General features: G+C 62.3%; 19 protein-coding genes. 10 read left to right on the forward strand and 9 right to left on the reverse strand.

Annotated features, from left to right (window positions below; all coding sequences use genetic code 11):
* Positions 1-3: 3 nt before the first annotated feature.
* From ppsA to BLP99_RS01295, 8 genes are all read left to right on the forward strand, one after another.
* The gene (gene ppsA, locus BLP99_RS01260) at positions 4-2,379 is read left to right on the forward strand and encodes a phosphoenolpyruvate synthase (RefSeq protein ID WP_072389125.1); all 2,376 of its coding nucleotides are present in this window, start codon (positions 4-6) and stop codon (positions 2,377-2,379) included.
* Between the two features lie 157 nt (positions 2,380-2,536).
* The gene (locus tag BLP99_RS01265) at positions 2,537-3,529 is read left to right on the forward strand and encodes an alpha/beta fold hydrolase (protein ID WP_092179542.1); all 993 of its coding nucleotides are present in this window, start codon (positions 2,537-2,539) and stop codon (positions 3,527-3,529) included.
* 137 nt (positions 3,530-3,666) lie between these two features.
* The gene (gene rraA / locus BLP99_RS01270; RefSeq protein ID WP_072389121.1) at positions 3,667-4,158 is read left to right on the forward strand and encodes a ribonuclease E activity regulator RraA; all 492 of its coding nucleotides are present in this window, start codon (positions 3,667-3,669) and stop codon (positions 4,156-4,158) included.
* A 25-nt stretch (positions 4,159-4,183) separates the two neighbouring features.
* Positions 4,184-5,179 (forward strand): zinc transporter ZntB, encoded by a 996-nt coding sequence (locus BLP99_RS01275; RefSeq protein ID WP_072430333.1) that lies wholly within the window; start codon positions 4,184-4,186, stop codon positions 5,177-5,179.
* Between the two features lie 56 nt (positions 5,180-5,235).
* Positions 5,236-5,487 (forward strand): CrfX protein, encoded by a 252-nt coding sequence (locus BLP99_RS01280; protein WP_371128572.1) that lies wholly within the window; start codon positions 5,236-5,238, stop codon positions 5,485-5,487.
* A 2-nt stretch (positions 5,488-5,489) separates the two neighbouring features.
* Positions 5,490-6,314 (forward strand): mechanosensitive ion channel family protein, encoded by an 825-nt coding sequence (locus BLP99_RS01285; protein ID WP_072389117.1) that lies wholly within the window; start codon positions 5,490-5,492, stop codon positions 6,312-6,314.
* A 91-nt stretch (positions 6,315-6,405) separates the two neighbouring features.
* Complete coding sequence (gene sigX, locus BLP99_RS01290) at positions 6,406-6,996, forward strand: RNA polymerase sigma factor SigX (RefSeq protein ID WP_053155315.1); 591 nt, start codon at positions 6,406-6,408, stop codon at positions 6,994-6,996.
* Between the two features lie 108 nt (positions 6,997-7,104).
* Positions 7,105-8,139: an OmpA family protein gene (locus BLP99_RS01295; protein ID WP_072389115.1), complete on the forward strand. Its 1,035-nt coding sequence runs from the start codon at positions 7,105-7,107 to the stop codon at positions 8,137-8,139.
* Between the two features lie 223 nt (positions 8,140-8,362).
* On the opposite strand, the gene cobA is transcribed toward BLP99_RS01295, so the two are convergent.
* The 8 genes from cobA to BLP99_RS01335 all read right to left on the reverse strand — a co-directional run bounded on the left by cobA (position 8,363) and on the right by BLP99_RS01335 (position 20,094).
* Entirely contained in the window at positions 8,363-9,118 is a 756-nt protein-coding gene (gene cobA, locus BLP99_RS01300) for a uroporphyrinogen-III C-methyltransferase (protein WP_092179544.1), read from the reverse strand.
* Between the two features lie 10 nt (positions 9,119-9,128).
* Positions 9,129-11,846: a nitrate reductase gene (locus tag BLP99_RS01305; RefSeq protein WP_076407239.1), complete on the reverse strand. Its 2,718-nt coding sequence runs from the start codon at positions 11,844-11,846 to the stop codon at positions 9,129-9,131.
* Positions 11,846-12,163, reverse strand: coding sequence for a nitrite reductase small subunit NirD (nirD, locus tag BLP99_RS01310; protein WP_072389109.1), 318 nt, complete (start codon positions 12,161-12,163; stop codon positions 11,846-11,848). Before nirD ends, BLP99_RS01305 begins: the two co-directional genes overlap by 1 nt.
* Positions 12,160-14,613: a nitrite reductase large subunit NirB gene (nirB, locus tag BLP99_RS01315; RefSeq protein WP_092179546.1), complete on the reverse strand. Its 2,454-nt coding sequence runs from the start codon at positions 14,611-14,613 to the stop codon at positions 12,160-12,162. Before nirB ends, nirD begins: the two co-directional genes overlap by 4 nt.
* 428 nt (positions 14,614-15,041) lie before the next feature.
* Positions 15,042-16,712 carry a bifunctional protein-serine/threonine kinase/phosphatase gene (locus tag BLP99_RS01320; RefSeq protein WP_072389105.1) on the reverse strand — a complete coding sequence of 557 codons (1,671 nt, stop codon included), beginning with the start codon at positions 16,710-16,712 and terminating at the stop codon, positions 15,042-15,044.
* A 9-nt stretch (positions 16,713-16,721) separates the two neighbouring features.
* Positions 16,722-17,933 carry a nitrate/nitrite transporter gene (locus BLP99_RS01325; RefSeq protein WP_072389103.1) on the reverse strand — a complete coding sequence of 404 codons (1,212 nt, stop codon included), beginning with the start codon at positions 17,931-17,933 and terminating at the stop codon, positions 16,722-16,724.
* 359 nt (positions 17,934-18,292) lie between these two features.
* Complete coding sequence (locus BLP99_RS01330; RefSeq protein ID WP_092179548.1) at positions 18,293-18,868, reverse strand: ANTAR domain-containing response regulator; 576 nt, start codon at positions 18,866-18,868, stop codon at positions 18,293-18,295.
* A 14-nt stretch (positions 18,869-18,882) separates the two neighbouring features.
* The gene (locus tag BLP99_RS01335; protein ID WP_092179550.1) at positions 18,883-20,094 is read right to left on the reverse strand and encodes a CmpA/NrtA family ABC transporter substrate-binding protein; all 1,212 of its coding nucleotides are present in this window, start codon (positions 20,092-20,094) and stop codon (positions 18,883-18,885) included.
* A 242-nt stretch (positions 20,095-20,336) separates the two neighbouring features.
* On the opposite strand from BLP99_RS01335, the gene BLP99_RS01340 reads away from it, so the two are divergent.
* Positions 20,337-21,356 carry a quinone-dependent dihydroorotate dehydrogenase gene (locus tag BLP99_RS01340; RefSeq protein ID WP_072458072.1) on the forward strand — a complete coding sequence of 340 codons (1,020 nt, stop codon included), beginning with the start codon at positions 20,337-20,339 and terminating at the stop codon, positions 21,354-21,356.
* Positions 21,357-21,584: 228 nt separating this feature from the next.
* On the opposite strand, the gene rmf is transcribed toward BLP99_RS01340, so the two are convergent.
* Positions 21,585-21,800 (reverse strand): ribosome modulation factor, encoded by a 216-nt coding sequence (rmf, locus tag BLP99_RS01345; protein WP_003223300.1) that lies wholly within the window; start codon positions 21,798-21,800, stop codon positions 21,585-21,587.
* A 560-nt stretch (positions 21,801-22,360) separates the two neighbouring features.
* Here rmf and rlmKL point away from each other — a divergent pair.
* Complete coding sequence (gene rlmKL, locus BLP99_RS01350; RefSeq protein WP_072389097.1) at positions 22,361-24,631, forward strand: bifunctional 23S rRNA (guanine(2069)-N(7))-methyltransferase RlmK/23S rRNA (guanine(2445)-N(2))-methyltransferase RlmL; 2,271 nt, start codon at positions 22,361-22,363, stop codon at positions 24,629-24,631.
* Positions 24,632-24,723: the final 92 nt, after the last annotated feature.

A 24,723-nucleotide genomic window follows, 5' to 3' on the forward strand; every position in this document is an offset into this window, starting at 1 on the left:
ACCTTGGTAGAGTACGTAGTTTCCCTCGATAAGCTCGGCGTCCATGATGTGGAGCATGTGGGGGGCAAGAACGCATCCCTGGGCGAGATGATCAGCAACCTCGCCGGCGCCGGCGTTTCGGTGCCAGGTGGCTTTGCCACGACGGCTCAGGCTTATCGTGATTTCCTGGAACTGAGCGGCCTGAACAAGCAGATCCACGACGCGCTCGATGCCCTGGACGTCGATGACGTCAATGCCCTGGCCAAGACCGGTGCCCAGATCCGCCAGTGGATCATGGAAGCCGAGTTCCCCGAGCAACTGAACACCGAGATCCGCACCGCCTTCGCCAAGCTGTCCGAGGGCAACCCCGACATCGCTGTCGCCGTGCGTTCCTCGGCTACCGCCGAAGACCTGCCGGACGCGTCCTTCGCCGGCCAACAGGAGACCTTCCTGAACATCCGCGGCGTGGAGAACGTCATTCGCGCGGCCAAGGAAGTCTTCGCCTCCCTTTTCAACGACCGTGCCATTTCCTACCGCGTGCACCAGGGCTTCGATCACAAGCTGGTGGCCCTGTCGGCGGGTGTGCAGCGCATGGTCCGTTCCGAAACCGGCACCGCCGGTGTGATGTTCACCCTGGACACCGAATCGGGCTTCCGTGACGTGGTATTCATCACCGGCGCCTATGGCCTGGGTGAAACCGTCGTCCAGGGCGCGGTGAACCCGGACGAGTTCTACGTCCACAAGAGCACCTTGCAGGCCGGTCGCCCGGCGATCCTGCGCCGCAACCTGGGCAGCAAGGCCATCAAGATGATCTACGGCGACGAAGCCAAGGCCGGTCGCTCGGTGAAGACCGTCGATGTGGACAAGGCCGACCGCGCCCGTTTCTGCCTGACCGACGCCGAAGTCAGCGAACTGGCCAAGCAGGCGATGATCATCGAGCAACACTACAAGTGCCCGATGGACATCGAATGGGCCAAGGACGGTGACGACGGCAAGCTGTACATCGTCCAGGCCCGCCCGGAAACCGTGAAGAGCCGTACCCAGGCCAACGTCATGGAGCGCTACCTGCTCAAGGAAACCGGCACCGTGCTGGTGGAAGGTCGCGCCATCGGCCAGCGCATCGGCGCCGGCAAGGTACGGATCATCAAGGACGTCTCGGAGATGGACAAGGTCCAGGCCGGCGACGTGCTGGTTTCCGACATGACCGACCCGGACTGGGAGCCGGTGATGAAGCGCGCCAGCGCCATCGTCACCAACCGCGGCGGCCGTACCTGCCACGCGGCGATCATCGCCCGTGAACTGGGCATCCCGGCCGTGGTGGGTTGCGGCAACGCCACCGAGCTGCTCAAGGACGGGCAGGGTGTGACCGTTTCCTGCGCCGAAGGCGATACCGGCTACATCTTCGAAGGCGAGCTGGGCTTCGACATCAAGAAGAACTCCGTGGACGCCATGCCGGAGCTGCCGTTCAAGATCATGATGAACGTCGGCAACCCGGACCGCGCCTTCGACTTCGCGCAGTTGCCCAACGCCGGCGTGGGCCTGGCCCGCCTGGAGTTCATCATCAACCGCATGATCGGCGTGCACCCCAAGGCACTGCTGAACTACGACGGCCTGCCATCCGAGATCAAGGACAGCGTCGACAAGCGCATCGCCGGCTACGACGATCCGGTCGGCTTCTATGTCGAGAAGCTGGTGGAGGGCATCAGCACCCTGGCAGCGGCCTTCTGGCCGAAAAAGGTCATCGTGCGTCTGTCGGACTTCAAGTCCAACGAATACGCCAACCTGATCGGCGGCAAACTCTACGAACCGGAAGAAGAGAACCCGATGCTGGGCTTCCGCGGCGCCTCGCGTTACATCAGCGAGTCGTTCCGTGATTGCTTCGAGCTCGAGTGCCGCGCCCTCAAGCGTGTGCGCAACGACATGGGCCTGACCAACGTGGAGATCATGGTGCCGTTCGTGCGTACCCTGGGCGAAGCGAGCCAGGTCGTCGACCTGCTGGCGGAAAACGGCCTGGCCCGTGGCGAAAACGGCCTGCGCGTGATCATGATGTGCGAACTGCCGTCCAACGCCATCCTGGCCGAAGAATTCCTCGAGTTCTTCGACGGCTTCTCCATCGGCTCCAATGACCTGACCCAGCTGACCCTGGGCCTGGACCGCGACTCGGGGATCATCGCGCACCTGTTCGACGAGCGGAACCCGGCGGTCAAGAAGCTGCTGGCCAACGCCATCGCCGCCTGCAACAAGGCCGGCAAATACATCGGCATCTGCGGCCAGGGCCCTTCGGACCACCCGGACCTGGCCAAGTGGCTGATGGAGCAGGGCATCGAAAGCGTTTCGCTGAACCCGGACTCCGTGCTGGAAACCTGGTTCTTCCTGGCCGAGGGGCAAGGCGCGGTCTGATCGCGTGAAGGGGCCTCACCGGTAATGTAAGCCGGGTAACCTTTGTGGGAGCGAGCTTGCTCGCGATAGCGGTGTGTCAGCCAAGATTATTTTGCTGATCCGCCGCAATCGCGAGCAAGCTCGCTCCCACAGTCGTCTTTTTTTGTGCAAGAAGATTATGCAAAGCAGCAGCGACCTTTTTCCTGTCGCCCTGATCAGCGCCGAGCGGCGTGGCGATCTGAGCGAAGATGTCTATCGTTTGAAACCTGGAAACAGTCCGGACCACAGCGTCGAACTGGCCGTCACGCGCCTGGGCATGGCCGATGCCACCGAAGCGGTCCGTGGCGTTCCGGTGATCCTGTTGCATGGCAGTTTTTCCAACCGGCGCTTCTGGTATTCGCCCAAGGGCCTGGGCCTGGGTGCCTACCTGGCGCGACTGGGGTTCGACGTGTGGATTCCCGAAATGCGCGGTCACGGCCTGTCCCAGCGCAACCTGGACTACCGCAAGAACCGCGTGGCCGATTATGCCCGTTACGATCTGCCGGCCATCGGTGCCTTTGTCCGTGAGCAGAGCGGGCAGGTGCCCCACTGGATCGGTCACTCCCTGGGCGGCATTACCCTGGCTGCGGCCCTGGGCGGTCATTACCTGGGGGAGCCGGCCGTGGCGTCGGCGGCGTTTTTCGGGACCCAGGTCAGTCGAACCTACTGGCCGTTGAAGATCCCGCCAGTGGAGTGGGGCGGTCGGTTTATCCTCAAGCGGTTTGCCCAACTCTCCGGTTCCAGGCTCAAGCGTGGCCCGGAGGACGAGCCCATCGGCCTGGCACTGGAGAGCATGCGCTGGTACGGCCTGTTCGGGCGTTTCGGCGACGCTGAAAAAAACTGGTGGGCGGGCCTGGCCGATGTGCAGGTGCCGGTACTGGCGGTCAGTGCCAGTGGCGACCACCAGGATCCGACCTGGGCCTGCCGCAAGCTCTTCGACCAGGTCGGCTCCGCCCATAAGCAGTTCGTCTGCCTGGGCCGGGAGCAGGGCTTCAGCGACGATTTCGGCCATGTGGAAATGCTGGTCAGCAAGGCCGCGCAGGCCGAAGTATGGCCGTTGGTGGTGCGTTGGCTGGAGGAACAATGCGCGCCATTGCCGGCGAGCCAGCCCATTCTGGCCGAGGCGGTTTGAAGCGGGAGCTCTGACAGGGGCATTCCGCTCTGCCCGGCTTACGGCTAAGATATGACGCGCTACGCTGTTTCGGTCATAAACGGTTATTCATTCAGCCTGACGTTCAGCCCTTCCAGGGCCCTTGCGGGAGTCATTCGATGAAGCATTACCTCACGCCCGACCTGTGCGACGCCTACCCGGACCTGGTTCAGGTGGTGGAGCCGATGTTCAGCAATTTCGGTGGCCGCGATTCCTTCGGTGGCGAAATCGTGACCATCAAGTGCTTCGAGGACAATTCGCTGGTCAAGGAGCAGGTTGAGCTCAAGGGCAACGGCAAGGTGCTGGTGGTCGACGGCGGCGGTTCCCTGCGTCGGGCCTTGCTGGGGGACATGCTCGCCGAAAAGGCTGCGAAAAACGGTTGGGAGGGCCTTGTGATCTACGGCTGCATCCGCGATGTGGATGTCATTGCCCAGACCGACCTCGGCGTCCAGGCCCTGGCCAGCCATCCAATGAAGACCGATAAACGCGGTATCGGCGATCTCAATGTAGCCGTGACGTTTGCCGGCGTGACCTTCCGTCCGGGCGAATATGTCTATGCGGACAATAACGGCGTGATCGTTTCGCCCAGCCCGCTGCAAATGCCTGAATGAAGCGTCAAAGCCGTAAGGGATGAGGATGTTCGAGGAAGAAAACGCGCAATGGGGGCTGGTGCATGCCCTGGTGCTGGATGGTAAAGGTGGTGCGCGTTCGATAGCCCGGACCGAACTGGACGATCTGCAGCTGCAGGCGCATGAAAGCCTGTGGTTGCATTGGGATCGCAGTCATCCGCAGACCCACACCTGGCTGCGCAAGTCCAGCGGCCTCAGCGAGTTCAACTGTGACCTGCTGCTCGAGGAGAACACCCGGCCACGCCTGCTGCCATTGCCCGACGCCGAGCTGCTGCTGTTTCTCAGGGGGATCAACCTCAACCCGGGGGCCGAGCCGGAAGACATGGTCTCGGTGCGCATCTTCGCGTCTGCCCAGCGGGTGATTTCCCTGCGCCTTCGTCCATTGCGCGCCACCGATGAACTGCTGGCGCACCTGGCCGAGGGCGAGGGGCCGAGAAACTCTTCGGAACTCATCCTTTATATGGCGCAATACCTGACCGACAAAGTGCAGGACCTGGTGTCCCATCTCTCGGAAATCGTCGACGGCGAGGAAGAAAAACTCGATGCCGACGAACGGTACACCCCCGAGCACGACGCCATTTTGCACATCCGTCGGCGGGCGGCCGGACTGAAGCGCTTCCTGTCTCCACAGCGGGACATTTTCGGCCAGATGTCGCGGCTCAAGTTGCCCTGGTTCGTCGAAGACGACGGTGACTACTGGAATGAACTGAACAACAGCCTGACCCGCTACCTCGAGGAGCTGGAACTGGCCCGCGAGCGCGTGGGGCTGGTGCTGGAGGCCGAGGACCGGCGTCTTTCCGTGCGCATGAACCGCACCATGTACCGCTTCGGCATCATCACCGGGATTTTCCTGCCGATGAGTTTTCTCACCGGTCTGCTGGGCATCAACGTGGGCGGTATTCCGTTCTCCGAAAGCCCGTACGGCTTCCTCGCCGCTTGCCTGCTGATGGTCTGCGTGGCGTTGGGGCAATGGTGGCTGTTCCGCCGCTTGCGCTGGGTGTGATGGGTTTCATGTGACCCGAAGAATTCTGATCGCGTCTTCCACAGACATCACGAGAGGTGCATATGCACGATCCGTTTGAACAGTCTTTGCGCGACATGCTCAAGGCCTCGCCGTCCAGCCGCGACGACGATGCCTGCCTGGGACGTGTACTGAAAACCGCCAACCGCCAGGTCGGCGCCGGCGATCTTTTCAGCCTGCTGGGCCGCTGGTTGCCCGCGCTGATGATCGCCTTGAACAACGGCTCGGCCCATGTCTCGCCGGTTTCCCGTCGTAAACCTGCTACTCGCACCGCTCATAAGGCTGACTGAATATGGAATTGAATCTCTGGACCCAGAGCCTTGTCGCGGCAATGACTGCGTTGTGGACCAAGGTGGCTAACTTCATCCCCAACCTGTTCGGCGCCCTGGTGGTGGTGTTGCTGGGGTTCGTGGTGGCCAAGCTGCTCGACACGCTGCTGTCCAAGCTGCTCGCCAAGCTGGGCCTCGACCGTCTGATGGGGGGCACCGGCCTGACCAAGCTGCTGTCCCGTGGCGGTATCCAGGTGCCGATCTCGACGCTGATCGGCAAGATCGTCTATTGGTTCGTATTGCTTATTTTCCTGGTTTCCGCAGCCGAATCCCTTGGCCTGCAACGAGTTTCAGCTACGCTCGATATGCTTGCGCTGTATCTGCCGAAGGTTTTCGGCGCTGCGCTGGTGTTGCTGGTAGGGGTGCTGCTGGCGCAACTGGTCAACGGCCTGGTGCGCGGCGCGGCCGAAGGCGTGGGGTTGGATTATGCATCGGGTCTTGGACGTATCGCCCAGGGCCTGGTGATCATCATCAGCATTTCCGTCGCGATCAGCCAGTTGGAGGTCAAGACCGACCTGCTCAACCATGTGATCGTGATCGTATTGATTACCGTTGGTCTGGCGATTGCGCTGGCCATGGGACTGGGAAGCCGGGAAATCGCCGGCCAGATTCTTGCGGGAATCTATGTGCGTGAGCTGTATGAGGTTGGACAACAAGTGCGTGTTGGCGAGGTCGAAGGCCAGATCGAGGAGATCGGCACGGTGAAGACCACATTGCTGACCGATGAGGGCGAACTGGTGTCGCTCTCCAATCGGATCCTGCTGGAGCAGCATGTGAGTAGCCGCTAACCCGGCAAACTCTGCTAATGTATGCCGCCGCAAAATGCCTGCTATCGCAGGCTGCGGCGCACATTGACCTAGACCGTCGGCCCGACTTGTTTTGAACAAACCCCAATCGCTATCCACGCGCTATGACCCCCGTGATCTCTCCGATGAGGAGTTGGTTGCGCGCGCGCATACGGAGCTGTTCCACGTAACACGTGCTTACGAAGAGTTGATGCGCCGTTACCAGAGAACATTATTTAACGTCTGTGCACGTTATCTGGGGAACGATCGCGATGCTGACGATGTCTGTCAGGAGGTGATGTTGAAGGTGCTTTACGGCCTGAAGAACTTCGAGGGGAAATCGAAGTTCAAGACATGGCTATATAGCATCACCTACAACGAATGCATCACACAGTATCGCAAGGAACGGCGAAAGCGTCGCTTGATGGACGCGTTGAGCCTGGACCCTCTCGAGGAAGCGTCTGATGAAAAGGCGCCCAAGCCCGAGGAAAAGGGTGGACTCGATCGCTGGCTGGTTTATGTGAACCCGATCGACAGGGAGATTCTGGTGCTACGATTTGTCGCAGAACTGGAGTTCCAGGAGATCGCAGACATAATGCACATGGGTTTGAGCGCGACAAAAATGCGTTACAAGCGCGCTCTCGATAAGCTGCGTGAGAAATTTGCAGGCATTGCTGAAACTTAACTTCGGCGCAAATATCTCTTACGTGTAGGCAAGTTCTGATAGACTTGCCGCCGAGTTGTCCCCCGGTTTGCGGGACTGCTTCACAATCACCAGATGGGGATTTAACGGATGAAACTGAAAAACACCTTGGGCTTTGCCATTGGTTCTCTTATTGCCGCTACTTCGTTCGGCGCGCTGGCACAAGGCCAAGGCGCAGTTGAAATCGAAGGCTTCGCCAAGAAAGAGCAATTCGACAGCGCTCGTGACTTCAAAAACAACGGCAACCTTTTCGGCGGTTCGATCGGTTACTTCCTGACCGACGACGTAGAACTGCGTCTGGCCTACGACGAAGTGCACAACGCACGCACTGAAGACGGTACCAACGTCAAGGGCGCCAACACCGCTCTGGATGCCCTGTACCACTTCAACAACCCAGGTGACATGCTGCGTCCATACGTCTCGGCCGGTTTCTCCGACCAGAGCATCGACCAGAACGGCAGCAACAGCCGTAACCGTTCCACCTTCGCCAACGTGGGCGGCGGTGCCAAGCTGTACTTCACCGACAACTTCTACGCCCGTGCTGGCGTTGAAGCTCAGTACAACATCGACCAGGGCGACACCGAGTGGGCTCCTAGCGTCGGTATCGGTGTGAACTTCGGTGGCGGTTCCAAGCCTGCCGCTGCTCCAGTTCCAGCTCCGGCTGAAGTCTGCTCCGACAGCGACAATGACGGCGTGTGCGACAACGTCGACAAGTGCCCTGACACCCCAGCCAACGTAACCGTTGACGCTGATGGCTGCCCAGCTGTTGCTGAAGTCGTTCGTGTCGAGCTGGACGTCAAGTTCGACTTCGACAAGTCGGTCGTCAAAGAAAACAGCTATGGCGACATCAAGAACCTGGCTGACTTCATGAAGCAGTACCCATCGACCAGCACCACTGTTGAAGGTCACACTGACTCCGTCGGTACTGACGCTTACAACCAGAAGCTGTCCGAGCGTCGTGCAAAAGCCGTTAAGGAAGTTCTGACCAACCAGTACGGTGTTGAATCGTCCCGCGTTCAGTCTGTTGGCTACGGCGAATCCCGCCCAGTCGCTGACAACGCCACTGAAGCTGGCCGCGCTGTAAACCGTCGCGTAGAAGCTCAAGTAGAAGCCCAAGGCAAGTAATTAGCCCAAGGCTTGTGGAAAAACCCGGCTCAGGCCGGGTTTTTCTTTGCCTGCGATTTATGAAATGAGGAACCAATAGCTGCGGTGAGTGGTGATTCTGTGAGCGCCAACGATCAATTGTGGGAGCGAGCCTGCTCGCGATGCGTCGGATCATCCAACAGAGAGGTTGACTGACTGACCGCTATCGCGAGCAGGCTCGCTCCCACAGGTTTGTTGTTTGCGGTTACAACGCTGCTGCCTGGACCCAGGTCTGTTGTGCCTGGGTTAACTGCGCGCCAGCCGCTACTGCCCCGATGACCAGGATTGCCGGGCTCTTGAGCTCGAACGTGCTGGCGTCGGCTTCCATCGAGGCTAGGTCGCTGCGGCAGTCCCGCTGGTGGGGCAGGGAAGCGTTTTCGATCATGGCCACCGGGGTATTCGCCGCCAGGCCACCTTTGAGCAGTTGCTCGCGGATTTCACTCAGTTTTGCCACCCCCATGTACACCACCAGGGTCGTCCCGCTCTGGGCCAGCGCCTGCCAGTTCAGGCTGCTGCCGTCCTGGGTGTGGGCCGTGACCAGCGTCACGCCCCGGGCGATCCCGCGCAGGGTCAGCGAGATGTCGCACTGGGTGGCGCCCGCCAGGCCGGCGGTGATGCCGTTGACCAGCTCAACGTCGACACCGTGTTCACGTAGCCACTGCGCCTCTTCACCACCCCGGCCGAAAATGCACGGGTCGCCGCCCTTGAGGCGTACCACGCATTTGCCTTGGCGGGCATAGCGCAGCATCAGGCGATGGATGAAAGCTTGTGGCGTGGATCGGCATCCGCCGCGTTTGCCCACGGCGATGACGCGTGCGGTGGGGCAATGCTCAAGCACGGCGCCATTGACCAGATCGTCGATCAGCACCACGTCGGCTTCGCGCAGGGCGCGCACGGCCTTGAGGGTCAGTAATTCCGGGTCGCCAGGACCTGCACCCACCAGCCAGACTTTTGCGTTCATAGTGTTTTCCTCACGAGACTGCCGCCACCGGCCGCGCAGTGGCGACCAGCAGACGCTTGATTTCCGGTACACAGGAACCGCATTGCGTGCCGCAACCCAGTTCCTGTTTCAGCCCTTGCAGGTCCAGGCCGCGTTCGATGCCCGCGCAGACCGCTCGCTGGCTGACGTTCATGCAGTTGCACAGGGTCTTGCCGCCGCCCAGCGCGGCGCCGGTATTGCCTGGTGGTGCACTCAAGGGCGCCAGCAACCAGCGTCGCAACTGCTCGTCGGCACGGCCTTCCAGCCACAGGTTCTGCAGCCAGTGCCGGGCCAGGGTTTCGCCGGCCAGGCGGATGGCCGTTATACGGCCGTTTTCGATGCGGACACGTTTGCCGATGGCGCGACGCGGATCGTCATAGGCCAGCACCGGCCCCTCGATCAGGCCCAGTTGTTCGTCAATCGCGTGCAGCAATTGCGGTTCGGGGGCCAGGGCGCTGGCGGCGCGAATCAGCAGCGCCGGACGCTCACGGCCGGTAAGGCTCAGGCTGACGTAGGCAAACGCCTCACACAGCGGTCGCAAGGTCTCCAGGTGCAGCTGGACATCGCCTTCGACCAGGGCGTAAAGCTGCCAGGGCAGGTTCACCGGTTCCAGGCGCACGCCGCTGTGCTTGAGTTCCGGCTGTTTCGACAAGGGATCGAAGGCTGGTTGCGTCAGGGTATTGACCCCGCCCTTGAGGAACCGGTCGCCCCAGTGCATGGGCAGGAACGCCTGTCCGGGGCGCACGCTTTCATCGCTGTCCACGGCCACGATCACGGCGCCGCGACGGCTCTTGAGGCTGACCAGGTCGCCGGCCTGCAGGTGATGGCGAAGCAGTTCGTCGGGATGCAGGCTCAGCACGGCCTCGTTCACATGGCCAAACAACTGCGCAGCGGTTCCGGTGCGGCTCATGCCATGCCACTGGTCCCGCAGCCGGCCGGTGTTGAGGGTCAACGGGAAGCGGGCATCGCGCAGCTCCCTGGCGGCGCGATAGGGGTCGGCCACGAAGCGGGCACGGCCGCTGTCGGTAGGGAAAATCCCATCCACATACAGGCGCGGAGTGCCTTCGGTGGCGCCCTCCGGGAACGGCCATTGCTGAGGACCCAACTGGTCGATCAGCGAATGGCTGATGCCCGACAGGTCCAGGTCGCGACCTCGGGTCAGTTGCTTGTATTCGTCGAACAGCTGGGCCGGCGCATCGAAATCGAACAGGCTGGGTTCGCCGGGGCGCAGGCGTTTTTCCAGGCGTTGTGCGAAATCCACGGTGATTGCCCAGTCCGCTCGGGCTTCGCCCGGTGCGGCAACGGCCCGACGAACGTGGGAAATGCGCCGCTCGGAGTTGGTCACCGAGCCTTCTTTCTCGCCCCAGCTGGCTGCCGGCAGCAGCAGGTCGGCGAATCCGGCGGTCTCGGTGGTGCGGAAAGCCTCTTGCAGGACCACGAACGGGCAGGCCTGCAGGGCCTCTCGCACCGCTGTCTGGTCCGGCATCGATTGGGCAGGGTTGGTACAGGCGATCCACAGTGCCTTGACCTTGCCGTTGCGCACCTGCTCGAACAGTTCGATGGCGCTCAGGCCCGTGGTGGCGGGTAGCTGCTCGACGCCCCAGTAGCGAGCGACTTCGGCCCGGTGCTCGGGATTGGCGGCTTCGCGATGACCGGGCAGCAGGTTCGACAGGCTGCCGGTTTCGCGACCGCCCATGGCATTGGGCTGGCCGGTCAGCGAGAAAGGACCGGCGCCCGGCCGGCCGATCTGTCCGGTGGCCAGGTGCAGGTTGATCAGTGCGCTGTTTTTCGCGCTGCCGGCGGTGGATTGGTTAAGGCCCATGCACCACAACGACAGGAAGCTCGACGCGTTACCAATGGACTCGGCGCACTGATGCAATTGCTCGACGCTGATGCCGCACAACTGGGCGACCATGGCGGGAGTGTAGTCGCGCACCAGGTTCTTCAGGTCCGCCAGGCCTTCGGTATGGGCCTTGATGAAGTCGCGGTCGACCCAGTCTTCCCACAGCAGCAAGTGCAAGATCCCATGGAACAGGGCGACATCGGTGCCCGGCAGGATCGCCAGGTGCAGGTCCGCCAGGTCGCAAGTGTCGGTGCGACGGGGATCGATGACGATGATTTTCATCTGGGACCGTTGGGATTTTGCAGCTTCCAGGCGTCGAAACAGGATCGGATGCGCGTAGGCCATGTTGCTGCCGACGATCATCACGCAGTCGCTCAGTTCCAGGTCTTCATAGCTGCAAGGGGGGGCATCGGCACCCAGGCTGCGCTTGTAGCCCACCACGGCCGAAGACATGCACAGCCGGGAATTGCTGTCGATGTTGTTGGTACCCACCAGCGCCCGGGCGAGTTTGTTGAAAGCGTAGTAATCCTCGGTCAGCAGTTGGCCGGATATGTAGAAGGCCACGCTGTCCGGACCATGTTCGGCGATGGTATCGGCGAACACGCTGGCGGCGTGATCCAGGGCGCTGTCCCAGTCGGTACGGGCCCGGGCCAGGCCCTTGCCCAGGCGCAATTCGGGATACAGGGCGCGGGCGGCCAGGTCGCCGGTCAGGTGCAGGGTGGAACCCTTGCTGCACAGTTTGCCGAAATTGGCCGGATGGGCCGGATCGCCGCTGACGCCGAGGATGCGCTCGTCGTCATGCTCGATCAGGACGCCGCAACCGACCCCGCAGTAACAGCAGGTCGAGGCAGTGGTCTGGCGGTTCATCAGCTTGCGTCCCGCAGGGCCAACTGCACCCGGCCGTTTTCGACCCGGGCCGAATGATGATGGGCGCAGCCCACGTCGGGGGCTTGGGCCTGACCGCTTTCCAAGTCGATCTGCCAGTTGTGCAGCGGGCAGGCCACGCGCTTGCCGTAGACCAGGCCTTGTGACAACGGCCCGCCCTTGTGCGGACAACGGTCATCGAGGGCGAACACTTCATCGTCGCTGGTGCGGAAAATCGCGATATCGCCTTCAGGACCATTGATGATGCGCGAACCGAGGATGTTGATCTCCTCCAGTGCGCAGATATCCAGCCAGTTCATGCCGGCACCTCCAGGTTTTTCACGGGAATGACCTCGAACTCTTTCTTGAGCTGAGGTTGTTCCAGGCGTTGCTTCCAAGGGTCCTGTTCCAGCGACAGGGAGAACTTCAGGCGTTCGTGGAGGGCCTTGCGCCGCTCGGGGTCTTCCAGCACGGCTTTCTTGATGTGCTCCATGCCGACTCGCTGCATGTAATGCACAGTGCGTTCAAGGTAGAAGGCTTCCTCGCGGTACAGCTGCAGGAAAGCGCCGTTGTATTCGCGCACTTCTTCGGCGGTCTTGAGCTTGACGAAGAACTCCGCCACCTCGGTCTTGATCCCGCCGTTGCCACCGATGTACATCTCCCAGCCGGAGTCGACGCCGATGATGCCGACGTCCTTGATACCGGCTTCCGAGCAATTGCGCGGGCAGCCGGAGACGGCCAGTTTCACCTTGTGCGGCGACCACATGTTGAACAGGTCATGCTCCAGCTCGATGCCCAATTGGGTCGAGTTCTGGGTGCCGAAGCGGCAGAACTCACTGCCTACGCAGGTCTTCACGGTGCGGATGGATTTGCCGTAGGCGTGGCCGGACGGCATGTCGAGGTCTTTCCAGACCCCCGGCAGGTCCTGCTTTTTGATTCCGAGCAAATCGATGCGCTGCCCGCCCGTGACCTTGACCATGGGCACGTTGTATTTGTCGGCCACGTCGGCGATGCGTCGCAGTTCCGAAGGATTGGTCACGCCGCCCCACATGCGCGGGACCACGGAGTAGGTGCCGTCCTTCTGGATGTTGGCATGGGCGCGTTCGTTGATCAGCCGCGATTGTGGATCGTCCTGGGCTTCGCCGGGCCAGGTGGAGATCAGGTAGTAGTTCAATGCCGGACGGCAGGTGGCACAGCCGTTCGGGGTGCGCCAGTTCAGGTAACTCATGGTCCCGGCGATGGTCAGCAGGTGCTGGTCGCGGATCGCCTGGCGAATCTGGCCGTGGTTGAGGTCGCTGCAACCGCAGATGGCCTTTTCGCTTTTCGGCTTGACGTCCGCTGCGCCACCGACGGTGTTGATCAGGATCTGTTCCACCAGGCCGGCGCAGGAGCCACAGGAGCTGGCAGCCTTGGTGTGTTTTTTCACATCATCGACGCTGAACAGCCCGTGTTCCTGGATCGCCTTGACGATGGTGCCCTTGCACACGCCGTTGCAGCCGCAGACCTCGGCGCTGTCGGCCATGCTCATGGCCTTGTCCTGGCCTTGGTGGCCAACGTCGCCCAAGGCGTTCTCGCCAAACATCAGGTGATCGCGGATCTCGCTGATGGCATGGTTTTCACGGATCTGGCGGAAATACCAGCCGCCATCTGCCGTATCGCCGTACAGGCAGGCACCGACCAGCACGTCATCCTTGATCACCAGCTTCTTGTAGACGCCGCCGATGGGGTCGGAAAGGGTGATGGTTTCGGTGCCTTCGCCGCCCATGAAGTCGCCGGCGGAAAACAGGTCGATGCCAGTCACTTTCAACTTGGTCGAGGTGACCGAGCCTTTGTAAGTGGCGAAGCCCAGTTGGGCGAGGTGGTTGGCGCAGACCTTGGCCTGTTCGAACAACGGTGCGACCAGACCGTAGGCGGTGCCGCGATGGTTGGCGCATTCACCGATGGCGTAGATGCGCGGGTCGTAGGTCTGCATCGTGTCGTTGACCAGGATCCCGCGGTTGCACGGGATGCCGGCCTTTTCCGCCAGTTCGACATTGGGGCGGATACCGGCGGCCATCACCACCAGGTCGGCGGGAATGATGTCGCCGTTCTTGAACTGCACCGAGCCGACCCGGCCATTGCCGGCGTCGTGCAGGGCCTGGGTCTGCTCGCTGAGGCGGAATTTCAGGCCGCGATTCTCCAGGGCGGTCTGCAGCAACTGGCCGCTGTTCTTGTCCAGTTGCCGCTCCAGCAACCATTCGCCCAGATGCACTACGGTCACGTCCATGCCGCGCAGCTTCAGGCCGTTGGCCGCTTCCAGGCCCAGCAGGCCGCCGCCGATGACCACGGCGTGCCTGTGGGTCTTGGCGGTGTCGATCATCGCCTGGGTGTCGGCGATGTCGCGGTAACCGATCACACCGTCCAGGGTGTTGCCGGGAATCGGCAGGATGAACGGGGTGGAGCCGGTGGCGATCAACAGGCGGTCATATTCGGCTTCGCTGCCGTCCTCGGCGATGACCCGGCGTTTGACGCGATCGATCTGCACCACCTTGCGATTGAGCAGCAGGTTGATGTTGTTGTCCTGGTACCAGGCCAGGTCGTTGAGCACGATATCTTCGAACGTCTGTTCGCCGGCCAGTACGGGGGAGAGCAGGATGCGGTTGTAATTGGTGTGGGGTTCGGCACCGAACACCGTGATGTCGTACAGCTCGTTGCTCAGCTTGAGCAGTTCCTCGAGGGTTCGAACCCCGGCCATGCCATTGCCGATCATCACCAGTTTGAGTTTTTTCATCAGGGTTCTCCGCAAGCTCATGTCCGTTTCATCACGGCGATCGGACTGGCTCGGCAATTTTCACGAAAACAAAAAAAGGCGTCCCGCTAGCAAGCTAGCGAGGACGCCTTTGTCCTGGTCCCGTTCTCTCGGGAAGCACCGCCTTCATCGTTGGAGGCGTTGCCTTATGTCTGTTGAAAGGGATTTATGCAGTGGTTGTGCCAACTGGCTCGAAGGCGCGGATTCATTGAGCAGCGGCTTGATTGAGCGGATTGGGGAGGGATTTATTGCACCGAATCAAAGCGTGTTGCCCGGTAATGGAGCGTCTTGCAGGAGCAGTTGTATGGACGATCGGGCTGCCATCGCGAGCAAGCTCGCTCCCACATTGGATCTGCGGTGGACACACACACTGCGGGAGCGAGCTTGCGCGCGACAGGCGCGACCGGATCTCAGCTGTGAAACACCAGGAACAGCAGCACGACATTCACCACCAACGACACCAGCGCCAACGTCCGCCAGACTTTCAGCGGTTCGCGCTCCAGCAGCGGACGGGGCCTGACGCTCAAGCTGCGGCGCTCGCCCTGTTCCAGCAATAACAGCCATTCCTCGGCGGTTTCGAAGCGTTGGCCAGGATCGGCGGCAACGGCCCGCTCCAGGCTTTGCCCGAGCCATTCGGGCAGGTCCGGCCGGTAACGGTTGGCGCTGACCGGCACGCCAAAGCGCGGCCGCTGGAAGGCCTCGATTTCGCCGTAGGGGTAATGCCCCGTCAGCAGGAAGTACAAGGTCACACCGACCGCATACAGGTCCTGCTGTGCGGTGGGGGCGATACCGCCGAAGGCTTCCGGGGCAATATAACTTGGGGTTCCCGGCAAGACATTGGCCTGGTCCTCCGACAGTCCCGGGCAATACGCCAGGCCGAAATCCAGCAGGCGCAGTTCCCCATCGTCCCCCAGGTGCAGGTTTTCCGGCTTGATGTCGCGATGGTAGATCTGCCGTCGGTGCAGCAACCCCACGGCCCGTACCAGCCGCTGCGCCAGGTCTTGCCATCGGGCCAACGGCAAGGTGCCGCCCCGGTCGAACAGTTCGGCCAGGGTGATGCCCGGGTATTCACGCATCACGTAGTACAGGTGCTGACGTTGGGCAACCCCATGGACTTCCGGAAACTGCCGGCCTGCGACCCGGCGCAGGAACCATTCCTCGGAGAGCAGCGCCTGCCCGGCCCGGGTGTCGTCCCGCAGGTGCCCAGGCAGGGTTTTCAACAGCCACGGCTGGCCCTGACTGTCGTGTACCCGATACAGCAACGATTGCTGGCTCTGGCCGAGCAGCCCTTCGATCCGCCAGCCTTCGAACACCTGGCCTGGTTTCAGGGCCGGGGGAAGGGGCCATTGCTGCAGTTGAATCAGCGCATCGCCGATGCTTGCTTCACCCAGTGCATCGACCCGTACCAGCAGCGCGCTGGCGTTGTCCTGGCTGCCGGCCAGGTGTGCGGCGTTGACCAGCGTCTGGGCCGCGAGGTCCAGGTCCGGTTGGTCGCGCAGGATGCCGGCGATGGCCGTGTCCCCCAATACCGCCCAGACGCCGTCGCTGAGCAGGACGAAGGTTTCGTCGGTGCGCAGTTCGCCGTCGAGGAAGTCGAGGATCAGGTGCTGGTCCAGCCCCAGGGCACGCTTGAGCACGTGCTGCATGCCCTGCTGTTCCCAGACGTGGTCTTCGCTGACCCGTTGCAACTGATCGGCGTGCCAGCGGTAGACCCGACAATCGCCCACATGGGCCAGGGTGAAGCGTCGGCCCCGTAGCACCAGGGCACTGACAGTGGTAAGCAGGGGCTGTCCGCCACCGTTGGCCTGCAACCAGCGGTTCTGTGCCAGCAACAGCCGATCCAGGGCCTGGGCCACCCCCCAGGTCTGTGGCGTGGCGTAGTAATCCAGGGCCAGCGCCTGCAACGTCGAACGGGCGGCCAGGCCGCCATCGGCGCATTGGCTCACGCCGTCGGCGATGGCGAACAGGTAGCCCTTGCTGGCGGCCAGGGCCGGGGCTGGCGTGACCAGGCGCAGGGCGTCCTGGTTTTCCTCGCGCGGGCCGATGGCACTGGCTTCGGCGAAACTCAGTTGCAGGCTCATGGTGGTTGGTTATACCCGGGCCGCAGTAACGGCGGCCGAACCCCAGGTGGTCCTCCAGCGGCGCTTGACGCCGTGCAGGCCGAACCAGGCCAATACGCCGAGACTGGCGAACAGCCACAGCGCCAGTTGATAGCTGCCGGTGCTCTGCTTGATCGCCCCCATGCCCGCCGCCAGGGCGAAGCCACCGATACCGCCGGCCATGCCGATCAGCCCGGTCATGACCCCGATTTCGCGACGGAAGCGCTGCGGCACCAGTTGGAACACCGCGCCGTTACCCGCCCCCAGCCCCAGCATGGTGCAGACGAACAGGGCCAGCGCCGCGTAGGAGCTTGGCAGGTTGAAACCCACCGCGGCGATGCACACCGCCGCGATGGTGTACATGCCCAGCAGGGTGCGAATGCCACCGAAACGGTCCGCCAGGGCGCCGCCCAGCGGGCGCATCAGGCTGCCGCCGAAGACGCAGGCGGCGGTGTAGTAGCCGGCTGTCACCGGACTCAGGCCGTACTGGTCGTTGAAGTAGCCAGGCAGGGCGCTGGCCAGGCCGATGAAGCCGCCGAAGGTCACGCTGTAGAAGAACATGAACCACCAGCTGTCACGGTCACCCAGGGCCTTGAGGTAATCGGCCATGGATTTGGCTTTCGGCCGCTCCGGCGCGTTCTTGGCCAGCCAGGCGAACAGGACCAGGGTCAGGCCCAGAGGGATCAGGGCGAAGCCGAATACGTTGGTCCAGCCAAACGTGGCGGCCATGACCGGTGCGATCAGCGCGGCCAGCACGGTGCCCGAATTACCGGCACCGGCGATGCCCATGGCCTTGCCCTGGTGCTGCGGCGGATACCATTGGGAGGCCAGCGGCAGGGCGACGGCGAACGATGCGCCGGCCACGCCCAGGAACAGGCCCAGCAGCAATGCCTGCTCATAACTGTGGATGCCCAGTTTCCAGGCGCAGAACAGCGCACCGATCACGATCACCTGGCCGACCATGCCGGCGGTTTTGGGGGAGATCCGGTCGGCCAGCAGGCCCATGAGCAGGCGCAGTACGGCGCCGGCCAGGATCGGCGTCGCCACCATCAGGCCGCGTTGCTGGGTGGTCAGTTGCAGGTCGGTGGCGATTTGCACCGCCAGTGGGCCGAGCAGGTACCAGACCATGAAGCTCAGGTCGAAGTAGAGGAAGGCTGCGAACAGGGTCGGGGTGTGGCCGGATTTCCAGAAGCTTGAATTCATCGCGCACCTCAGCGGTAAAAGTCTCGGGTAATGAGTCAGTGCTTCGAGGTGGTGCGCCGTCATGGCGACCCCACCGACCCCGGACGGTGGGGCCAAAGCAAAAAAAACGCCGCAACCCGGGCCGCCTGGGGGCGAGCAGGGTGTGCGACGTCTTTGTCGTAGGTGGGCAACCGCCGTTGGCTACCGGTGAGATTGCTTAAGCGAGATCTGTGCCAACAGGAGGGATTGGGCTGAGGACTATCGCGAGCCAGCTCGCTCCCACAGAGGGACTGGGGTGAACACAATATCTGTGGATACCCCGGATCAACTGTGGGAGCGAGCTGGCTTGCGATGGCGCCAGGCCAGGTGCTTCAAGGTTTTCAGCCCAGCAGCTCATTCATCGCGATGATCTGCTCCGCCACCTGGATCAGCTTCTGCTGGCGGCTCATGGCCTGGCGGCGCATCAGGGTGTAGGCCTGTTCCTCACTGCAGGCTTTCATCTTCATCAGCATGCCCTTGGCCAGTTCGATGCGCTTGCGTTCGGCCAGTTGCTGGTCCCGTGCCAGGAGCTGGGCCCGCAGGGCCTGGTCGCTTTCGAAGCGGGCCATGGCCACGTCGAGGATCGGCTGCAGGCGCGCGGCGTGGATGCCTTCGACGATATAGGCGCTTACGCCGGACTTGATCGCCTGGCGCATCACATCCGGGTCGTGCTCGTCGGTAAACATGACGATCGGTCGTGGCTGGTCGCGGCTGACCAGCACCACTTGTTCCATGACGTCTCGTCCCGGTGACTCGGTATCGATCAGGATGACATCCGGACGCACTGTTTCGACGCGTTCCGGCAAGTCGATGGTCAGCCCGGATTCGTCGATGACGTCGAATCCGGCCTCCGTCAGGGCAGCCTTGAGGCGCCCGACCTTTTTCGCGGTGTCGTTGATCAGCAGGATACGCAACATGGTCGGGGCTCCTGTCAGCGGCTGGCGAGAAGGGGAGCCGCATCGCTCAAGGCGTGCAGTTTGAAGCCACGGGCATACCCGGCCGGATCGGAACCGTCCCAGCGGATGCCGTCGATCAACTGGCTGCTGCGCATGTCCTGGCGTGGGGACGCGATGCCCAGCGCCGCACAGGCCTCATGGTACAACTCGAGCTGTTGGACCTCCCGCGCCACGGCGAGGTAATCCGGGTCTTCGCGCAGCAGGCCCCAACGCCGGAACTGAGTCATGAACCACATGCCGTCGGACAGGTACGGCACGTTCACCTCGCCGTTGCCGTGGAAGCGCATGGCGTGGGGATCCTGCCAGCTGTTGCCCAGGCCGTCGGCATAGATGCCGAGCAGGCGGGGCTCGATGCAGTCCAGCGGTGCGTCGAGGTACTCGGGCGCGCTCAGCAGTTGCGCGGTGCTGCGACGGTTCTCGGTACTCTGTTCGATGAATCGGCTGGCTTCGAGGACAGCCATTACCAAGGCCCGCGCGGTGTTGGGGTACTGCTCCACGAATGCTCGGGTGCAACCCAGGACCTTTTCCGGATGATCGGGCCAGATGGTCTGGGTGGTCGCCAGGGTGAAGCCCAGGTTCTGCTTCACCGCGCTGGCACACCAGGGTTCGCCGACGCAGAGGCCATCGATGCGCCCCGCTTGCAGGTGGGCGACCATCTGTGGCGGCGGGACCACCACGCTGTCGACGTCCGACAAGGGGTGGATGCCTTGGGCGGCGAGCCAGTAATAAAGCCACATCGCATGGGTGCCCGTGGGGAAAGTCTGGGCGAAGGTCAGTTTCGTGCGAGTTTGGTGCACATGGCGTTCCAGTGCCTCAGGACTGTTCACGCCCAGGGCCTGCAGGCCATGGGAAAGGTTGATGCTCTGGCCGTTCTGGTTCAGGCCCATCAGTACGGCCATGTCGGTCGGCGCGACGCCACCGATACCCAGGTGTACGGCGTAGACCAGGCCGTACAGGCTGTGGGCCGCGTCGATTTCACCGCTGACCAGCTTGTCCCGCAAGTTGGCCCAGGAGGCCTGGCGCTTGAGGTTCAAGGTCAGGCCGTAGGGTTGGGCGAACCCCTGGGTAGCGGCCACCACGACCGGGGCGCAATCGCTCAGGGCCATGAAGCCGAGATCGAGCACGCTTTTTTCCGGTGCATCGCTGCCATTGACCCAGGCCAGGGGAGTGGCTGGAACTTCATTCATCGGGCATCACCTTCCACATGAAAAAGCGCCGTACCCGGGCTGCTGCCAGAGCAGTGCCGGATGACGACGCCATTGTCCTCTTTAAACAGTGTGGCACTCATTCCGCCGTTGGTATGAGCGCCGATGACCGAAAAGGGTGCAAGGCATATGCCATCGGTGCTGTTTTATGCAGGCGCCTCGCTGAACCGGCGCTGCGCGGCTATAATCGCCGCCTCATTTTGTCGCCCGAGTCAAAGCCGCCCATGTACACCCTGGCCCGTGAACTGCTGTTCAAACTTTCCCCGGAAACCTCCCACGACCTGTCCCTGGATCTGATCGGCGCGGGCGGGCGCCTGGGCCTCAATGGCCTGTTGTGCAAGGCGCCGGCGAAGTTGCCGGTGACCGTGATTGGGCTGCAGTTCCCCAACCCCGTCGGCCTGGCGGCAGGGCTGGACAAGAATGGCGCGGCCATCGACGGATTCGCGCAACTGGGATTCGGTTTCGTGGAAATCGGCACTGTCACGCCACGGCCGCAACCAGGCAACCCCAAGCCCCGGCTCTTCCGCCTGCCCCAGGCCGAGGCGATCATCAACCGCATGGGTTTCAACAACCTCGGCGTCGATCATCTGCTGGCCCGCGTGGCGGCGGCCAAGTACAAGGGCGTGCTGGGCATCAATATCGGCAAGAACTTCGACACCCCGGTGGAACGTGCCGTCGACGATTACCTAATCTGCCTGGACAAGGTCTACGCCCACGCCAGCTATGTCACCGTCAACGTCAGCTCGCCCAACACCCCGGGCCTGCGCAGCCTGCAATTCGGTGACTCGCTCAAGCAGCTGTTGGCCGACCTGGCCCGGCGTCGCGCTGAGCTGGCGACGATTCATGGCCGGCATGTTCCCCTGGCGATCAAGATTGCCCCGGACATGAGCGACGAGGAGACCGTACAAGTGGCCCAGGCCCTGATGGAGACCGGAATGGACGCCGTGATCGCCACCAACACGACGCTGGGGCGTGAAGGTGTCCAGGGGCTGGAGCACGGTGACGAGGCGGGCGGGCTGTCCGGCGCGCCAGTGCGCGACAAGAGCACCCATACGGTGAAGGTACTGGCCGCCGAACTGGCCGGACGGCTGCCGATCATCGCCGCGGGCGGGATCACGGAAGGCCGCCACGCCGCCGAAAAAATCACCGCGGGGGCGAGCCTGGTGCAGATCTATTCGGGCTTTATCTACAAAGGCCCGGCGCTGATTCGTGAATCGGTGGATGCCATCGCGGCGTTGCGTTGATTGATCTCTGAAACCCACTGCGGCGAAGGGATTTATTGTGGTGAGTCGATCTATCCGTGGCGAGGAGATAGATCCCCTCGCCACAAGGGCGTTTGCCACAGGAAGCCGGGCATTAAAAAGGGCTCCTCGAAGGAGCCCCTGGGCCGTAGCCCGCCGTCCGGATGGGACGCGCGTGGTTAAATCGTTGTGAGTATCAGATTGTCGAGTTCTTGAGTGTTAAGCCCTGTGTCAGCCGACGGCGTGAAGTTCGTTGAGTCTGTGGATACCCGCAGTGCCGGTCATACCGTCCCAGTTGTCGCCACGTCCTTCTCGCCAGCCATTGATCCAGGCTTGACGTACCGACGGTAGAGTAAAGGGGCAAAGCTCACGGGATTTACCACCAACGCCATATTGGTAACCGCGTAAAAATGCTCTTTCCAACGGATCACGCTTAAGTCTTCTCATAGGGTGTTGCCCTCACTTGTTGACTGTTGCTTAGCGTCGACCTCTATCGAGGCCGGGGCAGAATCATTCTGCCGTTGGCGGCTCGTTGCCGGCGTGACGAGCCAAGGTGTTGGCGCCGTTGCGACGTCAACCTGTGTTGAGTTCTAACCAAAGCGTCACATGGATGGAATGATCGTTTTGTCATAAGCACGTAACAATAAAGATGTTAGGGAGATAAGTAACATGATGTTCGTTGACCGCTTTTGAGCAAGACCCCTGTATGATCGGCCCTGCGTGGAAGGGGCTATCCTGTTGCGAATGAGAATGTCCTCGTACGGCCGTCGGGTACTATTCGACGAAAGGGACGCGTTTTCCCCGATTTGTTCCACAGAATTTTTTATCTGCCCCCGCATCTAAGCTTTTTTAACCCGAGCGGCGAGGGTGGAACGGCACATTCTCGTGCCACCGGGTGCTCTGGACCTGTACGAAAAGCCACTGTGCAGGCCCAGGTGAAAAGCACCTGATTGAACCCGACAGGCAATGCGTTGCCTGTCCACTTAGCCAAAGGCTCTGGAATTCCAATGTCCGATCGTTTCGAACTCTTCCTCACCTGCCCCAAGGGCCTAGAAGGCCTGCTGCTCGAGGAAGCCGTCGGGCTTGGCCTTGAAGAGGCGCGCGAGCACACCTCGGCCGTGCGCGGCATGGCCAACATGGAAACCGCCTATCGCCTGTGCCTGTGGTCGCGCCTGGCCAACCGCGTGTTGCTGGTGCTCAAGCGCTTTGCCATGAAGAGCGCCGACGACCTGTACCACGGCGTGCTGGATGTAGACTGGCAGGATCACATGCTGGCCGATGGCACCCTGGCGGTGGAGTTCAGCGGTCATGGTTCGGGCATCGATAACACCCACTTCGGCGCGCTGAAGGTCAAGGATGCCATCGTCGACAAGCTGCGCACGCCTGCGGGGGAGCGGCCATCCATCGACAAGCTCAATCCGGACCTGCGCATCCACCTGCGCCTGGATCGCGGTGAAGCGATCCTCTCCCTGGACCTGTCCGGCCACAGCCTGCACCAGCGCGGCTACCGCTTGCAGCAGGGCGCTGCGCCGCTCAAGGAAAACCTCGCGGCGGCCATTCTGATCCGGGCCGGGTGGCCGCGTATCGCCGCCGAAGGCGGGGCGCTGGCCGACCCCATGTGCGGCGTGGGCACGTTCCTGGTGGAAGCCGGGATGATCGCCACCGACATGGCGCCGAACCTGCGCCGTCAGCAGTGGGGCTTCACTGCGTGGCTGGGCCATGTGCCGGCGTTGTGGAAAAAACTTCATGAAGAAGCCACCGCCCGCGCCGCTGCCGGGCTGGCCAGGCCACCGTTGTGGATTCGCGGCTACGAAGCCGACCCACGACTGATCCAGCCGGGCCGCAACAACGTCGAGCGTGCCGGCCTGAGCGAGTGGATCAAGATCTACCAGGGCGAGGTCGCCACGTTCGAGCCGCGGCCGGACCAGAACCAGAAAGGCCTGGTGATCTGCAACCCGCCCTATGGCGAGCGCCTGGGCGACGAGGCCAGCTTGCTGTATCTCTACCAGAACCTTGGCGAGCGTCTGCGCCAGGCTTGCCTGAACTGGGAGGCGGCGGTGTTCACCGGTGCCCCGGACCTGGGCAAGCGCATGGGGATCCGCAGCCACAAGCAGTATTCCTTCTGGAACGGCGCCTTGCCGTGCAAATTGCTGCTGATCAAGGTGCTGCCCGACCAGTTCGTCACCGGCGAGCGCCGCACCCCGGAACAGCGCCAGGCGGAGCGCGAGCAAGCCCTTGCCGAGCAGGATCAGGCCCCGGCTACGCCGCAAGAGCGTCAGTACAACAAGAACGGCAACCCGATCAAACCGGCCCCGGCCCCGGTGGTCGAACTGGCCCGGTTGAGCGAAGGCGGGCAGATGTTCGCCAACCGCCTGCAAAAGAACCTCAAGCAGTTGGGCAAATGGGCCAAGCGCGAAGGCGTGGACTGCTACCGGGTCTACGATGCCGACATGCCGGAATATTCCATGGCCATCGATCTGTATCACGACTGGGTGCACGTCCAGGAATACGCCGCGCCCAAGTCCATCGACCCGGAAAAGGCTTCGGCCCGGCTGTTCGATGCCCTGGCGGCCATTCCCCAGGCGTTGAACATCGACAAGAGTCATGTAGTGATCAAGCGCCGCGAACGCCAGAGCGGCACCCGGCAGTACGAACGCCAGAGTACCCAGGGCAAGTTCACCGAGGTCAACGAGGGAGGCGTGAAGCTGTTGGTCAACCTCACCGACTACCTGGACACCGGCCTGTTCCTCGATCATCGTCCAATGCGCCTGCGGATCCAGAAGGAAGCCGCCGGCAAGCGCTTCCTCAACCTGTTCTGCTACACCGCCACCGCCAGCGTCCATGCCGCCAAGGGCGGTGCCCGGAGCACCACCAGCGTCGATCTGTCGAAAACCTACCTGGACTGGGCGCGGCGCAACCTGTCCCTCAACGGTTTTTCCGACAAGAACCGGCTGGAGCAGGGCGATGTCATGACCTGGCTGCAGGACTGCCGCGATGAATACGACCTGATCTTCATCGACCCTCCAACCTTCTCCAACTCCAAGCGCATGGAAGGCGTGTTCGACGTGCAGCGTGACCATGTCCAGTTGCTGGATCTGGCCATGGCCCGCCTGGCACCGGGCGGCGTGCTGTACTTCTCCAACAATTTCCGCAAGTTCCAACTCGAGGACAATCTTGGCGAGCGCTACGCGGTGGAGGAAATCACCGCCAGCACCATCGACCCGGATTTCGCCCGCAACGGAAAAATCCACCGCGCCTGGAAGATCATGGCACGTTGAAATTTCCGGATTGGATCCACGAAGCCTTGTAATTCAAGGCTTCCAGCCGTTTTTAGTGCTGGTCAAAGTGATGGCTAATAGCTATAACTAAG

This window comes from Pseudomonas sp. NFACC32-1 (genome assembly GCF_900101215.1).
Taxonomy (GTDB): Bacteria; Pseudomonadota; Gammaproteobacteria; order Pseudomonadales; family Pseudomonadaceae; genus Aquipseudomonas.

Excerpts from the sequence above, each read along its gene's own strand:
- BLP99_RS01265 (WP_092179542.1), top strand. The coding sequence starts at position 2,537 with ATGCAAAGCAGCAGCGACCTTTTTCCTGTCGCCCTGATCAGCGCCGAG.
- rraA (WP_072389121.1), top strand. The coding sequence starts at position 3,667 with ATGAAGCATTACCTCACGCCCGACCTGTGCGACGCCTACCCGGACCTG.
- BLP99_RS01275 (WP_072430333.1), top strand. The coding sequence starts at position 4,184 with ATGTTCGAGGAAGAAAACGCGCAATGGGGGCTGGTGCATGCCCTGGTG.
- BLP99_RS01285 (WP_072389117.1), top strand. The coding sequence starts at position 5,490 with ATGGAATTGAATCTCTGGACCCAGAGCCTTGTCGCGGCAATGACTGCG.
- BLP99_RS01295 (WP_072389115.1), top strand. The coding sequence starts at position 7,105 with ATGAAACTGAAAAACACCTTGGGCTTTGCCATTGGTTCTCTTATTGCC.
- cobA (WP_092179544.1), bottom strand. The coding sequence starts at position 9,118 with ATGAACGCAAAAGTCTGGCTGGTGGGTGCAGGTCCTGGCGACCCGGAA.
- BLP99_RS01305 (WP_076407239.1), bottom strand. The coding sequence starts at position 11,846 with ATGAACCGCCAGACCACTGCCTCGACCTGCTGTTACTGCGGGGTCGGT.
- nirD (WP_072389109.1), bottom strand. The coding sequence starts at position 12,163 with ATGAACTGGCTGGATATCTGCGCACTGGAGGAGATCAACATCCTCGGT.
- nirB (WP_092179546.1), bottom strand. The coding sequence starts at position 14,613 with ATGAAAAAACTCAAACTGGTGATGATCGGCAATGGCATGGCCGGGGTT.
- BLP99_RS01320 (WP_072389105.1), bottom strand. The coding sequence starts at position 16,712 with ATGAGCCTGCAACTGAGTTTCGCCGAAGCCAGTGCCATCGGCCCGCGC.
- BLP99_RS01325 (WP_072389103.1), bottom strand. The coding sequence starts at position 17,933 with ATGAATTCAAGCTTCTGGAAATCCGGCCACACCCCGACCCTGTTCGCA.
- BLP99_RS01330 (WP_092179548.1), bottom strand. The coding sequence starts at position 18,868 with ATGTTGCGTATCCTGCTGATCAACGACACCGCGAAAAAGGTCGGGCGC.
- BLP99_RS01335 (WP_092179550.1), bottom strand. The coding sequence starts at position 20,094 with ATGAATGAAGTTCCAGCCACTCCCCTGGCCTGGGTCAATGGCAGCGAT.
- BLP99_RS01340 (WP_072458072.1), top strand. The coding sequence starts at position 20,337 with ATGTACACCCTGGCCCGTGAACTGCTGTTCAAACTTTCCCCGGAAACC.
- rmf (WP_003223300.1), bottom strand. The coding sequence starts at position 21,800 with ATGAGAAGACTTAAGCGTGATCCGTTGGAAAGAGCATTTTTACGCGGT.
- rlmKL (WP_072389097.1), top strand. The coding sequence starts at position 22,361 with ATGTCCGATCGTTTCGAACTCTTCCTCACCTGCCCCAAGGGCCTAGAA.